9 protein-coding genes are annotated in these 16,229 nt (G+C 68.5%); all 9 read left to right on the top strand.

Annotation, left to right across the window (positions count from 1 at the left end; all coding sequences use genetic code 11):
- Positions 1-12: 12 nt before the first annotated feature.
- Complete coding sequence (locus B5520_RS03310) at positions 13-1,344, top strand: DUF58 domain-containing protein (RefSeq protein ID WP_079595606.1); 1,332 nt, start codon at positions 13-15, stop codon at positions 1,342-1,344.
- Entirely contained in the window at positions 1,341-3,965 is a 2,625-nt protein-coding gene (locus B5520_RS03305) for a transglutaminase-like domain-containing protein (protein WP_079595605.1), read from the top strand. The genes B5520_RS03310 and B5520_RS03305 overlap by 4 nt, the downstream gene beginning before the upstream one ends.
- Before the next feature lie 308 nt (positions 3,966-4,273).
- Positions 4,274-5,554, top strand: coding sequence for an RDD family protein (locus B5520_RS03300; protein WP_079595604.1), 1,281 nt, complete (start codon positions 4,274-4,276; stop codon positions 5,552-5,554).
- Entirely contained in the window at positions 5,551-6,576 is a 1,026-nt protein-coding gene (locus B5520_RS03295; protein ID WP_079595603.1) for a PP2C family protein-serine/threonine phosphatase, read from the top strand. Before B5520_RS03300 ends, B5520_RS03295 begins: the two co-directional genes overlap by 4 nt.
- Positions 6,563-8,527: an FHA domain-containing protein gene (locus B5520_RS03290; RefSeq protein WP_079595602.1), complete on the top strand. Its 1,965-nt coding sequence runs from the start codon at positions 6,563-6,565 to the stop codon at positions 8,525-8,527. The genes B5520_RS03295 and B5520_RS03290 overlap by 14 nt, the downstream gene beginning before the upstream one ends.
- Positions 8,524-10,293 (top strand): serine/threonine-protein kinase, encoded by a 1,770-nt coding sequence (locus B5520_RS03285; protein WP_079595601.1) that lies wholly within the window; start codon positions 8,524-8,526, stop codon positions 10,291-10,293. Before B5520_RS03290 ends, B5520_RS03285 begins: the two co-directional genes overlap by 4 nt.
- 45 nt (positions 10,294-10,338) lie before the next feature.
- Complete coding sequence (locus B5520_RS03280; RefSeq protein ID WP_079595600.1) at positions 10,339-11,043, top strand: hypothetical protein; 705 nt, start codon at positions 10,339-10,341, stop codon at positions 11,041-11,043.
- Positions 11,040-15,485, top strand: a complete 4,446-nt coding sequence (locus B5520_RS03275) for an FtsK/SpoIIIE domain-containing protein (RefSeq protein ID WP_079595599.1) — start codon at positions 11,040-11,042, stop codon at positions 15,483-15,485. The genes B5520_RS03280 and B5520_RS03275 overlap by 4 nt, the downstream gene beginning before the upstream one ends.
- A 119-nt stretch (positions 15,486-15,604) precedes the next feature.
- Positions 15,605-16,201 (top strand): hypothetical protein, encoded by a 597-nt coding sequence (locus tag B5520_RS03270; RefSeq protein ID WP_079595598.1) that lies wholly within the window; start codon positions 15,605-15,607, stop codon positions 16,199-16,201.
- The last annotated feature ends 28 nt before the right edge of the window (positions 16,202-16,229 follow it).

Genomic DNA, 16,229 nt, shown 5'->3' with positions numbered 1-16,229 from the left:
GAAGGCACACATATGTCCAGCGGCACCCCGTTGATCCGTCTCACGGAGCGTCTCAAGCAACCCTTCGCCAGGAACGGCCAGCCCACTCGGCTGCACCCGGCCGCCGTCTGGGCCGAAGCGAGCAGCACGGCCGGACTGGCACTGGCACCAGCGTGGCGGGCGGTCCGCGGCGCCTGGCTGAAGTACGCCTGGTCGGTCCTGTCAGTGGTCAGCGTCCTGGGCTGGTCCGTGCTTGCCGCTTCCATCCTGCTTTGGGCAACAGGCCAGGCCTTCGGGTGGCAGGAGGCCAAGGCAGCTGCCATTGCAGCCTTCGTCATGCTCCTGGTTGCGGTGGGCTTCATCCTGGGCCGATCCTCCTACGGAGTGGTGCTGGACCTCGCCCGCACACGGGTGGCCGTTGGGGACAGCGCCGTAGGCAGCATCGCCGTGTCCAACACGTCAGCCCGTCCTTTGCTGCCGGCGGCACTGGAACTGCCGGTGGGCAATGCCACCGCGGTGTTCCACCTGCCCCGGATGAAACCCCAGCAGGTCCACGAGGACCTGTTCACCATCCCCACGGCCCGCCGCGCCGTGATCGTGGTGGGGCCCGTGCGGTCCGTCCGGGCGGACCCGCTGCACCTCCTGCGCCGGCAGGTCCTGTGGACCGAACCGGAAGACCTCTTCGTCCACCCCCGCACCGTTGCCCTCGCCGGTTCCGCAGCCGGATTCATCCGCGACCTGGAAGGCATGCCCACCACGGACCTGTCCAGCGCCGACGTGTCCTTCCATGCGCTGCGCGACTACGTCCCGGGCGATGACCGGCGGCACATCCACTGGAAGACCACCGCGCGGACCAACAAGCTGATGGTGCGCCAGTTCGAGGAAACCCGCCGCGCCCACCTGGCCATCTCCTTGTCCATCAACACTGATGAGTATGCCTCCGAGACCGAATTCGAGATGGCCATCTCGGCGGCAGCATCGATCGGCCGCCAGGCCATCCGTGAACAGCGGGAACTGGATATCCTCACCCAAAAAGGCCCGCTGCGCTGTGAAACCGGCCGCAACATGCTGGACGACATGACAAGGATCATCGGCACTCCCATGCGCCGCACCGCCGTCGACCTCGCCAGGACCCTGGCGGACACTGTCCCCAACGCCTCCGTCATTTTCTTCGTGGTGGGCAGCAACGTGACCGCCACGCAGCTCCGTTCCGCGGCGGTGTCTGTTCCGCCCGGCGTCCGCAGCCTCGCCGTGAGGATCGAGGCGGGAGCCGCCCCCACCAGGGCCAACATCGCAGACCTGACGGTGCTGACGCTTGGCGACCTGGCCGACCTTGCCATCGTGCTGAGAAAGGCGGCAGCATGAGCTCCGCACCGGGCCAGGGCCCGCGCATGACCTCCCGCCGCGCTGCGTCAAGGAACCAGCAGGGCTCGCCGTTCGACGACGGCCAGCCGCGCTGGCATTTCGTGCTCGACGCCGGCGCCCTGACAGTCCTGCTGGGACTGGGCCTGCTCGGCTTCGGGCTGAGCTTCGGCGGCGATCCCTACTACCTCTTGTCCGGCTTTGGCGGGATTATCCTCGGCCTGGCCCTCGGCGTCGTCAATGCCCACCTCCGCCTGGGCCTGCTGATCACCACAGCCCTCGCCCTGGGTGCCTACCTGGTGTTCGGCACGCTGCTGGCGGTCCCTGACTCGGCCATCGCGGGGTTTGTTCCCACCCTGGACTCGCTGCGGATCCTGCTGCTGGGCATCGTCTTCGCGTGGAAGGACATGCTCACGGTCGGCGTGCCGGTTGGAACGGCCGGCGGCGTGCTCATCGTCCCCTTCCTCAGCTCGATGATCACCGCGCTGATCGCTGCGATCCTGACCTGGCGCGCCAGGAGCCCCTACTTTCCGCTCCTTCCCGTGCTGGTCCTGTTCGTCACGGGCATCGCGTTCAGCACCAACGCAGCGTTCCTCACGCTCGAACGCGGCATCGGCCTCACGGTCCTGGGCATCGCCTGGGCAACGTTCCGCCGGGACGCCCTGCGGCGGAACAGCACCCGCAAGGTCTCGGTGAACAACCCGCAGACGGATTCCTCCACCGCCCGCCGCGCCAAGGTCCGGCGGCTGGGGATGGCCGCGGCCGTCATCGCCGTCAGCGTCGCCGTCACCGCACTGTCCGCCCCGCTGGTCACCGCCGGCAACGACCGGAAAGTTTTGCGGAACGTGGTGGTCCCGCCGTTCGACCCCAAGGACTACATCACTCCGCTGGCCAGCTTCCGGACCTTCGTCAAGGACAAGAAGGACGACACCCTGTTCGTCGTCAAGGGCCTCCCTCGCGATGCCCGGGTGCGCCTGGGGGCGCTGGACGCCTTCAACGGCACCAACTACAACATGGACCCCAACGGATCGGGCAACTTCAGCAAGGTGGGCGATACCGAATCCATCAACACGCTGGCGGACACCTCCGGGACCGTGCCCACCAACGACTACGCCATCAACATCACCATCGAGGACTACCAGGGCTTCTTTGTTCCGGGCGGGCGCAAAACCACCGGCCTCAGCTTTGACCAGGGTGCCTCCGCCGCAGCCTCCGGCCTCTATTTCAACTCGGGCACGGACACCGCCGTCACCACCAACGGGCTGTCCCGCGGCGATTCCTACAGCGTGCAGGTGTCCGACCCCGTCAAGCTGGAACACGGGCAGCTCACCCAATACGACTTCGCCAAAATCACCCTGCCGGATGCCCTGGAGGTGCCGCCTGTCGTAGCGTCCCAGGCCAACGACCTGTCCGCGGATGCGCCCACCGCGATTGACCGTGTGCGCCAGATCGAAGCGCACTTCCAGAAGACCGGCGCATTCAGCAACGGCCTGGTCAGTGAAGGCCAGCTGCCCAGTGTCTCCGGGCACGGTGCCGCCCGGATCCGAAACCTGCTGACGGCGAAACAGATGCTTGGTGACGATGAGCAGTACGCCGTCGCCATGTCCCTGATGCTCCGCCACCTGGGCATTCCGTCCCGCGTGGTGATGGGCTTCTACCCTGATCCCACCAGCCCCGAAAACGGTGCGGGCGAGGTCAAGATCACCGGCAAGAACGTCCATGCCTGGGTGGAAGTGGCCTTCGAACGCGTGGGCTGGGTCAGCTTCGACCCCACCCCTCCGAAGGACAACGTTCCCATCCCGCCGGACCCGGAAAACAAGTCCAAGCCCAAGCCCCAGGTGCTGCAGCCGCCGCCCCCGCCGCAGGAGCCCGCGGACCTTCCGCCGGACTCCTCGCCCGATGCGCTGGACGCCGACCAGAAGAAGAACAACCCCTGGCTGTTCTGGGGTGCCCTGCTGGGCGCGCTGGGCGTCGCCCTGATCCCGCTGTCCATCCTTGCGTTGCCGCTGCTGCTGATTGCCCTGCTGAAATCACGACGCCGGAAGTCGCGTTTCAGCGACGGCCACCCTGCGCAGCGGGTCGGCGGAGGCTGGAGCGAGGTGGTGAGCCTTGCCACGGACCTGGGCGCCGCCGTTGATACCCGTGCCACGCGCCGGGAAAGCGCCGCGGTCCTGGCCGAGGCGTTCCCCGCCAGCAGGGAAACAACCACCCTGCTGGCACGACGGGCCGACGCATCGATCTTTGGTGCCGGCCAGCCCACCGAGGACGAGGTCCGGGAGTACTGGACCATTGTGGACAGCTCCCTGACCGAGATGACCGCAACGATGGGATTCTGGCGCCGGCAACAGGCGAGGTTCTCCCCGCGTTCCCTCCTTGCCGATGCCCGCACGGTCCTCAACCTGCGGGGTTCACGCCTGGCGTTGCTGGCCCTGCCGTCCATCACGTTGCCCGGGCGGCGCCGTGCCGCGGCAGGACCGGGGCCGGGGCAGGAGCCGGCTGACGGTCCTGCATCGCAGGCCCCGCCGGCCGGACAGCCGGGCACAGAACAGCCAGGCACAGGACAGCCGGGCACAGGACAACCGCCCACAACAGCACCTCCCACGCAAGGACCCATGACGCAGTGACCTCCGACGCCGAACGCTGCCCGCGATGCCAGCAACTGATCCTCACGGGGGCGGCTTTCTGTACGGCCTGTGGTGCGCCCCTGCCCAACCGGTCGGCGCGGAGCACCAGCAACCTGGACCGCAGGCCGAACCACGGCGTGGACTCCCGTACCGGCCTGCGCGCCGCGCACGGGCCGGCGATTCCCGGTACTATCCCGGTAGTACAAACGCCCCCGGCCCATCACGCCGCGGGCATCGCGGGCACGGGGCAGGGGAGTTCCGGCGGTTCCACTGCCCAGGTGGGTGCCGCTCCAGGGGGAGGAACGGGAATGGCAACAAACCTTCAGCTTGTTCCGGCCACGGCGGGCAAGCGGCTCGGTGCCGCCGTCATTGACTGGCTGCCGCCGCTGGCAGTGCTGGTGGTGACGTTCGCCATTGGTTTTGCGGGGATCACCCGTACCCGAAGCGGCGGGTTTATCACCTACGACACAGCGTCCCTGGTGCTGTTCGGCAGCATCGGACTGGGGCTTACCCTCGTCTACACCTTCGTGGTGATGGGAATCGAAGCCCGGACCGGCAAGACTCCGGGAAACCTGTTGATGGGCATCCGCAGCGCCGATAACGACGGCTACGCCCCCGGTGCAGGTGCCGTCTTCCTGCGTGGCCTGGTCACGGGTGCCGGCATCCTGCTGGCGCTGCTCGCGGCGATCCTGGTGGTGGTCTTCCAATGGTTCGGTCCCGCCCTGTTCATCCTCACGCCGCTGATGCTGGTGGGCGCGGCCTGGGCCGTGCTGGTGGTGGTGTCCAACAGCTGGGACAAGAACGGCCGGCTTCGGGGGTGGCACGATGCCGCTGCCAAGACGCTTGTTTTTGACGTTAAGGCAGGCCGCGACCCCATCACCACCGGCGGCATCCAGGGGCCCTACAGTTTCGCGCCGCTGGACCTGCCGCCCGTGCAGCAGGTGCTGTCGCCGGTGGCCGGTGCCAAAGCTCCCACGGTCATCAATGCCCAGGGCCCGGTAAGCCCGGGCCAGGCGCCGGCGGCCACCACCCAGGCGCCGGGCGCACTGCCAGTCCAGCCAGGACCGGGCGTTACGCTGCCCTCCCAGACGATGCCGTACACGGCCCCGGCGTCCTTTGCGCCGCCTTCCGGCACGGGGTTGGAAGCGGCTCCGGCTGCCCTACAGTCACCGGCTCCGCAGCACGTCCGGGCATACCACCCGGACGACGATGTCGAGCGCACGCAGGTGCGGCCGGGAACCGGCGGCCCTGCTCCCGTTGCCGTCCTGAGGATCCGGCTCGACGACGGCCGCGACTTCCAGCTGGACCGCAGCGTGCTGGTGGGCCGCAACCCTGTGGGCCAGGCCGGTGAACAGCATGCGCAGTTGCTGGCCGTTGACGATCCCGGCCGCTCCATCTCGAAGACCCACCTGCACCTGCTCACGGACGGCGCAGGGATCTGGGTGACCGACCGGAATTCGACCAACGGCAGCGCCGTGACCACCCCAGACGGACTCCGCACAGCACTTGTGCCGGGTGTCCCCACCTTTGTTACCCCGGGATCCAGTGTTCATTTTGGAGACCGAACCTTTTACCTAGGACAGGCATGAACCAACAGCCCGCCAGCGTTCCCTCCATCATGCAGCCGGGGCCGGGCCTCAGCCTTACCTGCGGTTACGGAACCGACCGGGGCCTCCGCCGGGAGCTGAACGAGGATTCCTACATTGCTTCCGATCCCGTTTTCGCAGTGGCGGACGGCATGGGCGGCCACGAAGCCGGCGAGGTGGCCAGCGGACTGTGCGTCCGCGCCCTGGCCGCCATGCCCCAGCTCACCACCGGCGAGCGGACCGCCACGGCCGCGGTCCTCCAGCAATACCTGGTCCGGGCGGACAACTCCATCCGGGAAGCCACTGGCGCCCGCGCCGGCACCACCCTGAGCGGTGCCGTAATCGTGGAGCAGATGGGCGTGCCCTACTGGCTGGTCATGAACATCGGCGACTCCCGCACCTACCGCCTCAGCCAGGGCCGGTTCGAACAGATCAGTGTTGACCACTCCGAAGTCCAGGAACTCGTGGACGCCGGCGAGATCACCCCCCAGCAGGCCACTGTGCACCCCCGGCGCCACGTGGTCACGCGGGCCCTGGGCACGGGAGACGAGACGGAGGCCGACTACTGGCTTCTTCCCGTTGAGGAAGGGGACCGCATCCTGGTGTGTTCCGACGGGCTCACCTCAGAACTGAGCGATGAACATATCTTCCGGATCCTCAGCACCGTGGGCCAGCCGCAGGATGCCGTGGATGCCCTCATCCAGGCCGCACTGCGCAACGGCGGAAGGGACAACGTCACGGTGATCGTAGTGGACGCCCGAAACGTCCTGAACGACGCCGGCGCGGCCACCACCGCGCCGCGGCCCGACTCCTCCGCGGAAGACGAAGTGACGCTGCCCCGCTCGCAGGCCGTGCAGTCGGCCACCCAGCCGTTGCCTCAGCAGGACGCAGGGGAGGACGACGCAGGGCAGCACACGGGGCAGACGCCGGACCAGGGTGCTGAAACGAACAACGGCCAGGGCCCGGAAGCGAAGAATGAACAGGGCAGCGACGACAACGGGGAGCCCGACCATGGCCGGCATTAGCTACGTACCGGGCACCTGGCTGGGCATCGTCCGTTCCCGGACCGCCGTCCTCCTCGGCCCGGACACACCGCCCGCCCTTGCCGATGCGCTCTGGACCCTGCTGGCGGACACACCCGAGGTCCACGAAGTACTGCATGCCGTCACCAGCAGCTCCGGCGGCTCCCTGGCGAGCATCCCGTCTTTCGGCATCCTCGACTTCACCGGGCCCCTGCGGGTGTTCCTGCGGGGGGAACTGGAGCTCACCGTCGCGTTGCCGGACGGCACAATGGAGCTCAACGGCCGGGACGTCACTACCTGGAACGAACGCCGCTTCGACATGCCGGGACAGTGCACACTCACCATTCCGGACGCTGCTTCCGAGGGGCACCGGGAACTTCCGCTGCGTGAGGGGGCGGTCCTGCTGCAGTCCCTGACCCTTGCGCTGGCTACGGGACAGGCAGGAGCCGGCTCAGTGCAGGCGACAGTCGGCGCCGCTGCACTTCAGGGAGAGGTTGACGCCGAAACCGCCATCGAAGGGCACCTGGAAGTTGAAGCCGAAGCGGATGCGCTGGAAATGACGGTGTCGCCGGAGCACGGGGTGTCAGCGGAAACAGTGCTCGAAGTTATCGACGACGAGGCGGACCACAACGATCCGGACCACGACGATGCGGGCTTCGGCGGGCAGCCGGAGATGGAAGGCCATGCGGGGCACGCCCCGGTTTCCCCGATTCCGCAGGTATCCGTCACGCCGCTCGACGCTTCTCAATCAGGGACCGCGGAGGCAGGCAGCACACCTGGCGGGGTGGGGTCTGCACAGGCTGAAACTGTGGCGGCCAGTGACCTCACGGGTTCCTATGACCATTTGTGGGAGCGCACGGTGATACGGAACATCGAAGATGCGGCCGTGCGGGAAGACGCGGAGGCGGACGAGGCTGCGCAGGCCTCTTTCCGGGCCCCGACCGAGGTCGCCGCCCAAGCCCCGGCCCTAGAGCCGGCGGCCCAGCGGGCGGCGCTTGAACCCGCCGACGAGGGGGAGGTGCAGGGCGAGCCCGCCACCAGCGGGGACTCCGCAAGCGCGCCGGGCTCCGGTCCGCTTGATGGTCCCGGGCACCGGCCCGGGTCCGGCAACGGGCCCGTGTCAGCAGCACGCCCGGCCCAGGCCGGGACCCTCATTGATTCCGTACCCTGGCGGACGGGAAACCCAGCCTCCGGCCAGGCGCAGGCGCAGGTGGGGGCGCACATCACCGCAACCCCAACCGCAGCGGCGCACATCGCCGCGCCTCCAGCACCGCCAACCCCCTCAATCCCGCCAACCCCGGGAACACCGCCGTCGGACGTGCCGGCACCCGTGGCGGGAACAACGCCGCCGGAAGGGACTGGCTGGCAAGGAGGGGCGCATCCACAGGCCGCGGTGGACTTTGACGGTGATCACGACGGCCAGACCGTGATGAAGGGCAGCCTCGCCGGTATGGTGTCCCATCCCGCCCCGGCCGTCTCCGCGGATCCCGCCGCAGGGCCCACTGTGCTGGCCCGGGTCTGTGCCCAGGGCCACGCGAACCCTCCCACCCGTGCCCAATGCGCAGCATGCGGAGCGGCGCTGTTGCCTGACGCCGTCCAGGTGGCCCGTCCCAGGCTGGGCCGGATGCGCCTGTCCACCGGCGAGCTGCTGGATCTGGACCAGTCCCTGGTCATCGGCCGGCAGCCGTCCGTATCCCGCGTGCAGGGCGGCGTTATGCCGCGCCTGGTCCAGGTGGCGAGTCCCGGCGGCGACATCTCCCGATCCCATGTTGAAGTCCGGCTGGAAGGCTGGCACGTCATGCTCTGCGACCTGAAAGCCACCAACGGCACCGTCCTGGTGCGGGACGGCCAGCCGCCGCGCCGGCTGGCCCAGAACGAGATGGCCATCCTGCTGGACGGCGACATCGCCGAACTGGGAGACAACATCTCGCTGCGTTTTGAGGAGATTCTTTGAGTTCCAAACGGCCTGTAGCGCCGCCGCCCCACATCCCGGGGTTTACGTACATCAGCCTGCTCGGCTCCGGCGGGTTCTCCGACGTCTACCTGTATGAGCAGGACCGGCCCCGGCGGAAAGTCGCCGTCAAGGTGCTGCTTTCGGACCTGAAGACCGAGGGCGCCCGCCGCCGCTTCGAGTCCGAGGCCAACCTGATGGCGCAGCTGTCCTCGCACCCCTACATCGTCACGATCTACGAAGCGGAAGTGACCGACGCCGGGCACTCCTACCTGGCCATGGAATACTGCTCCCGGCCAAGCCTTGACGTCAGGTACCGCCGTCAGCGTTTCAGCGTGGATGAGGTCCTGGCCGTCGGCATCCAGGTGGCGTCCGCCGTCGAAACAGCCCACCGCGCAGGCATTGCCCACCGTGACATCAAGCCCGCCAACATCCTGGTGACCGACTACAACCGCCCGGCGCTCACCGACTTCGGAATCTCCGGCACGCTGGCCGGCGACTCCGACGACGACTCGGGCATGTCCATCCCGTGGTCGCCGCCCGAGCAGTTCAGGGACGGCAGCGTGGACGGCGTGATGGTGGACGTCTGGGCCCTCGGCGCGACGCTCTACACGCTCCTGGCCGGCCGGTCGCCCTTCGTGATGCCCGGCGCGGACAATTCGCAGCGTGAGCTGATCAACCGGATCAGCACCATGGCCCTGCCCCGGCTGGGCCGCGCCGACGTGCCCGAGTCCCTGGAACTGGCGCTGTCCACGGCGATGGCAAAGTCCCCGCAGTCCCGCTACTCGTCCGCGCACGCCTTCGCCCTTGCCCTGCAGCGGATCCAGGCCGAGCTCAACCTCTCCGTCACGCCGTTCGAGGTGCTGGAGGAACCGCACCAGGAGGACAGCCACCCGGACGACGGCTTCGAGGAGACCCGTGTCCGGAGCATCGCCGCCATCGATCCGGAGCGGACAGGCAGCGCGCCCACCTTTCCGGCACGCACGTGGCCCCAGGACACAAGCAAGGGAGGCAACAACCGGGGAACCGGCGGCCCAGGAAGCGCCGCACCGCCGTCGCGCCTTCCCGCAGCAGGGGCGTTGCCCGCGTCCCCGGCGGCGCCCGCCCCGCAGGTCCCCGCCGGCCTCTCGGGCCAGGACGTTAGGCACGACGGCGGCCCGCAGGAATGGGCCCAGGCTACGGTCCTTCGCGGCGCCGCGGGAAGCGCTGCTCCTCATGACGGCGGGCCCGTTTATGCTGCCGATGCCTCCTACACGGGCGCTGCCGATGCCACCGTCCACAGGCCGGCAAGGGTGGACGAGCCTGCCGTGGCGCCGGCCAGGGACCACGGCAAGCGCAACCTCTGGCTCGCCCTCTCCGGGGGGACCCTGCTGGCGCTCGCCGCCGTCGTCGGCCTGGTGGTGGCAAACGCCGCCCCGCACACGCCCGAAGCAGTTGAGACCCAGCAGGTGAACAATCCGCCCGCCGATGCCCTTGGGGATGGCGGGGTGCCTGAAGTAGCCGACCTCCATCCCGAGGTCCAGGGCGGGGGGTTGGGTCCGCCGTTGATCATCTTTCGTTGGGACAACCCGAACTTGAAAGATGGCGACACCTTCCGATGGCGGGTCAAATCAGCAAAGTCCGAGGGCCCTTACGAGTCGACAGACACGAACTACGCTATCGTTTCCGGCCGGACGGAACGGCCTCTCTGCGTTCAGGTGATCCTGGTACGGGCCGACGGCAGTGCTTCTCCGGGGGGCCCGGACTCCATTGCCTGCCTGGAGGATTAGCCGGCGTATGACACAAGCACATTGCCCACTGAGGAGGCACAGAGCATGGGGGATCTAGCAATAGATTTCTGTGGTGAATGGTACGAGCCGTCGGACGAGGACGTCTTCAACATCGGCCGTGAAGGCGACCTGGAGGTGGACGACAACCCGTACCTGCACCGGCAGTTCCTGCAGGTGGCCCGCTACGACGGCATCTGGTGGCTGAGCAACGTGGGCAGCATGCTGTCCGCCACCGTTGCCGACGCCTCGGGCGGCATGCAGGCATGGCTCTCGCCCGGCGCCCGCATCCCGCTGGTGTTCAGCCACACCAACATCATTTTCACGGCCGGTCCCACAACGTACGAGTTTGCGGTGCACCTGAAGACTCCCTCCTTCCGACAGGAGGCGCGCGACGGCGACAGCAACGGCGACACCACCATCGGCCCGGTGGTGTTCACCGATTCGCAGAAGGCGCTCATTGTGGCGCTTGCCGAGCCGATGCTCCGGCGTGAAGGGACGGGGTTCAGCGCCATTCCCTCCTCAGCCGCGGCGGCCAAGACCCTTGGCTGGGCCCTGACCCGCTTCAACCGGAAACTGGACAACGTCTGCGACAAACTGGACCGCGTGGGCGTGGTGGGGCTGCGCGGCGGCGGCGGCAAGCTCGCCACCAACCGCCGGGCACGGCTCGTGGAACACGCCGTCACCTCACACCTGGTGACACCGGACGACCTCCACCTCCTCGAGAAGATGAGGGGCGTGGACGAAGGATGAGGATCCGGCTGACACTCCGCAGGGAACCCGCCGAAGCCAAGGACCTGGCCGTGACCGTGGACGGCCTGGCCACGGTGGCTGACATCGCCGCCGTGCTCTGGGCTGCGGACCCGGACCGCAAGGGCACCCCTGCGCCGGAGAACCTTTCCCTGCGCATCGATGAGGCCTTCGTGGGCGCCGGCATCAGCGGGAACGTCCTGACCCGCACCGACAACCTCCTCGAGTCCGGCCTCCGCCCGGGCTCGGTGGTATCGCTGGCCCAGGTGAGCGAACAGTTCCATGTTCCCGGCGCCAGCCGCGGGCCGGCCGCCGCCACCCTCCGTGTACTGTCCGGGCCCGACGTCGGACGGGAATTTTCCCTGCCCACCGGCACCAGCTACATCGGCCGGGACCGGGACGTCGACATCCGGCTCACTGACCCCCTGACCTCCAAGCGCCATGCCCGCATCACCGTGGGCGAAAGCGTGGAGATCGTGGACACGAACTCGGCCAACGGGCTCCTGATGGACGGCCTTCCCGTTACCCGCGCCACCTTGAACTCCTCGGACACGGTCACCCTGGGCGACACCACCGTGACGGTGGTTCCGCTGGGGCACAACCATGCGGCAGCCCCGACGTCGCCCCTTGTGGACTTCAACCGGTCACCCCGCGTGGTGCCGCGGTTCGAGGAACCCAAGCGGGTGGTTCCGGCCGGGCCCAAACGGCCCGATGACCAGCCTTTCCCCTACATCATGCTGATCACCCCGCTGATGATGGGTGCCGTCATTTTCGCCGTCACGCGCAACGCGCTGTCGATGGTGTTCATGCTGATGATGCCGCTGTTCGTGGTGGGCCATTATGTGGACCAGAAGATGCGGAGCAGGCGCCAGCAGAAGGAAGCACTCAAGCAGTTCCGGGCCTCCATGGCGGCCTTCCGGCAGGACCTCACCGAAGCCCAGCAGGTGGAGCGTGCTGTCCGCCTGCAGGAAGCACCGTCGGTCAGTGACACCGTTGATGCCATCTACAAGCTCGGACCGCTGCTCTGGACCCACCGCCCGGAGCACGAGTTCTTCCTGGGCCTGCGGTTCGGGCTGGGGACGGCGCCGTCGCGCATCCAGCTGGAAGAACCGTCCAGCAACGACACCGAAGTCCAGTACACCCGCGAAATCCAGGACTGCCTTAAGCAGTTCCGGGACATCGAAGGCGTGCCCGTGGTCTCGCAGTTCCGTACCTCCGGTTCCCTCGGCCTGGCCGGCGCGCGCGGCCTGGTGGACGACGTTGCCCGCGGCATGGTGCTCCAGCTTGTTGGGCTGCATTCGCCCGCGGAGGTGGTCCTCACCGCCATCACTTCGGCGCAATCGCGGGAGCGCTGGAACTGGCTGCAGTGGCTGCCGCACGTCGGCTCCGGCCACAGCCCCCTCTCCGGCGACCACCTCGCCGCCGGATCAGCCGGCGGCTCCTCACTCGTGGCCCGCCTCGAAGACCTGCTCGACGCGCGGGAGGCGGCCGCCAGACGGTCCGCCCCGGACCTGCGTCCCGCTGTGGATCCCGCCAAGCATGAGATTGAAGCGCCGGTGCTGCCATCTGTGCTGGTCATCGTGGAGGACGACGCGCCCGTGCACCGCGGACGCCTCACCAGGCTTGCCGAACGCGGACCCGACTCCGGCGTCCACGTCATGTGGGTGGCCACTGACGTCCAGGCCCTGCCGGCAGCCTGCCGGGACTTTATGGTGGTGGACGGCGATCACGGCACCACCACCGGCCAGGTACGCCTGGGCCGCCACACCTACCCGGTCAGCTGCGAGAGCGTGGACGCCGAACTCGCCGGCCAGCTGGCACGGATGCTCGCCCCCGTGGTTGATGTGGGCAAGCCGGTGAACGACGACTCGGACCTGCCCCGCGCGGTCTCCTACGCAACGCTGATCGGCAAGGACTTCCTGGACAACCCCCAGGCAGTGGCCGAACGCTGGACGGAAAACAACTCCGTCCACGCCACCGCTGTGCCTAACCGGAAGGACAACGGCACCCTCCGCGCCCTGGTGGGGTCCAAGGGCATCGAGCCGCTGTACCTGGACCTGAAGAACGAGGGCCCGCACGCCCTGGTGGGCGGCACCACCGGCGCCGGCAAGTCCGAGTTCCTGCAGTCCTGGGTGATGGGGATGGCGGCCGCCTACAGCCCGGACCGCGTCAGCTTCCTGTTCGTGGACTACAAGGGCGGCGCCGCCTTCGCCGACTGCATCAACCTTCCGCACACGGTAGGCCTGGTCACCGACCTCTCGCCGCACCTGGTGCGCCGCGCCCTGACGTCGCTCCGGGCTGAGCTCCACTACCGCGAGCACCTGCTGAACCGCAAGAAGGCGAAGGACCTGCTGGCGCTGCAGCGCGAAGCCGACCCCGAGGCACCGCCCTACCTCATCATCATCGTGGACGAATTCGCGGCCCTCGCCAGCGAGGTCCCCGAGTTCGTGGACGGCGTGGTGGACGTCGCTGCCCGCGGCCGGTCCCTGGGCCTCCACCTCATCCTGGCCACCCAGCGGCCCGCCGGCGTGATCAAGGACAACCTCCGCGCCAACACCAACCTCCGGGTGGCCCTGCGCATGGCGGACGAGGAAGACGCCACCGACATCCTGGGCGTGCCGGACGCCGCCTACTTCGACCCGGGCATTCCCGGGCGCGGCGCCGCGAAGACCGGCCCGGGCCGCATCCAGGGGTTCCAGACCGGTTACGCCGGCGGATGGACCACCGACAAACCGCAGCGTCCGCAGATCGACATCGTGGAAATGGCTTTCGGGTCAGGGCCAAGTTGGGAAGCGCCCGCCCCGAAAAAACCGGCAGTGGCCGAACCTGCCGGGCCCAACGATATCGCCAGGATGACGGCAAACATCGCGCGGGCCGCCGATGCGCTCGCCATCCGGCCGCCCCGCAAGCCATGGCTGGACGAACTGGCCAAAACCTACGATTTCTCCAGGTTGCCCAATCCCCGTACCGACGAGCAGCTCCTGCTCGGCGTGGCCGACGACCCCGTCCGGCAGGACCAGCCCACCGTGTTTTATGAGCCGGACAAGGACGGCAACATGGCCATTTACGGCACGGGCGGGTCCGGAAAATCCGCCGCCCTGCGCGGGATAGCCATCGCCGCCGCCGTCACGCCCCGCGGCGGGCCCGTCCACGTCTACGGCATCGACTGCGGCTCGGCCGGCCTGCGGATGCTGGAAGAACTTCCGCACGTGGGTGAAATCATCGACGGCGACGACGTCGAACGGGTAGGCCGCTTGCTGCGCCTCCTGCGCGACATCGCCGACCAGCGCTCAGCCCGCTTCGCCGAAGTCCGGGCATCCACCATCGTGGAGTACAGGAAGCTCGCCAACAGGCCCGAGGAGAAGCGCATCTTTGTCCTGGTGGACGGCATGTCAGCGTTCCGCGAGGCCTATGAGCACAGCCGGCTGTCCGGACTCTGGGACATCTTCCTCCAACTGGCAACCGACGGCCGTGCCCTGGGTATCCACCTGGTGGTGACGGGGGACCGGCCCAACGCCGTGCCTGCGTCGCTGCTCGCTTCCATCCAGCGCCGGCTGGTGCTTCGCCTGTCCTCCGAGGACGACTACCTCTCCCTGGACGTGCCCCGCGACGTCCTGGGCGCCACCTCCCCGCCCGGCCGGGGACTGCTGGACGGGCTGGAAGTCCAGTTGGCCGTGCTCGGCGGAAACTCCAACCTGGCCCTGCAGGCACGCGAGGTGCACAAGCTCAGCGAAGCGATGCTGCGCCAGGGCCTGGACGCAGCGCCTGCCATCGAGCGGCTTCCGGACCAGGTGGAACTGGACGTGCTGCCGGCCGGCGGCCCGGACGTGCCGGTTATCGGCGTCGATGATGAAACCCTGCAGCCCGCGGGAATCATGGCCCGCGGTCCGCTGCTGCTGGCAGGACCTCCCGGCGCCGGCCGCACCGTGGCCCTGGTGACGCTCGCCTACGCCCTGCGCCGGTCCAACCCCGAAACCGAGCTGATCTACCTCGGTGCCCGGCGCTCGGCGGTGGCCTCGCTGCCGTTGTGGAACCGCTCCGTGGTGGGACCCGATGACCTGGCGGAGGTGGTGCAGGACCTGGTGGCGCATTCCTCCGGAAACCCGGGCCGGCTGGCCATCTTCATCGAAGGCCTGACGGAATACACGGATACCTTGGCGGAATCCGGCGTGGCACAACTCGTCACCGCGTCCATCAAAGCGGACCAATGGGTGGTGGGGGAGTCGGAAACCTCCACCTGGTCCTCGGCATGGCAGCTCGCCCAGCCCTTCAAGTCCGGCCGCCGGGGCCTGCTGCTGAACCCCGGCGACATCGAGGGCGACAGCCTTTTGAACACGTCGCTGGGCCGGGTCAGCCCGGACTTCATCCCGGGCCGCGGATACGTGGTGGGCCGCGGAAAGGCGCGCAAAATCCAGGTGGCGCTGCCGCCCGAAAACCGGGACTAGGAACCATATAACCGAAGGGCCGCACATTCGATGGATTTGCGGCCCTCCGGCGTGTTGTAGAAGACTGCAGGGACACCAGAAAGCCGCAGACGGGGGACTGCGCGCGTCGAAAGGTACCCATGACCGCGTCCTCCCCGATACTCCGCGCTGCCTCGGCAACCGCATCAGCAGCCGTACTGGCGCTCTCAGTGACCCTTCCCGCAGGCGGAGCCGCCTTCGCTGATTCGCCCGAGCCAACAGGTTCTGCCACTACCAGCACCACCTATCCTGCGGAACCAACGGAAACCAAGACCACGGAGCGTACAGAGAAGCCCCGGGATCCCGACGATCCCCCCGGCCAGCCGGACGGCCCTGCTCCGGTGGCCCCGCAGCCCCAGCTGCCCTCCGCGCCCGCTCCCGCAGCCCCCACTGTGGTCCCCGAGCCCGCAGAACCGGCTGATGCCGACGCTCCCGACCCCGCCGGAACGTCCGGCCCGCCCGAAACCGGCACCCCGGCCGGCGTCAGTCCCTCCACGGCTGGACCGTCGTCGGAATCAAACTGGAACAAGCCCGTCACCCGCTCAGCCAAGGCCACCCAGGCCGCCGCGGTGACCCGTCCCGGCAGCCACGGCCCGGGCGCACCCAACCTGGCGGCCGTCACGGCCGGCGTCCTCCTGGTGGGCCTCGGCGGAGGCGTCTTTACCTGGTGGGGCAGGAACCGCCTCCGCGCGCACTGACCCCGGACTCCGGCACGGGTAGGGCAAG

The organism is Arthrobacter sp. P2b, assembly GCF_900168295.1.
Lineage (GTDB): Bacteria > Actinomycetota > Actinomycetes > Actinomycetales > Micrococcaceae > Arthrobacter.
The sequence above is the reverse complement of the archived record's forward strand: the minus strand, read 5'-3'. Positions and strand labels throughout refer to the sequence as shown.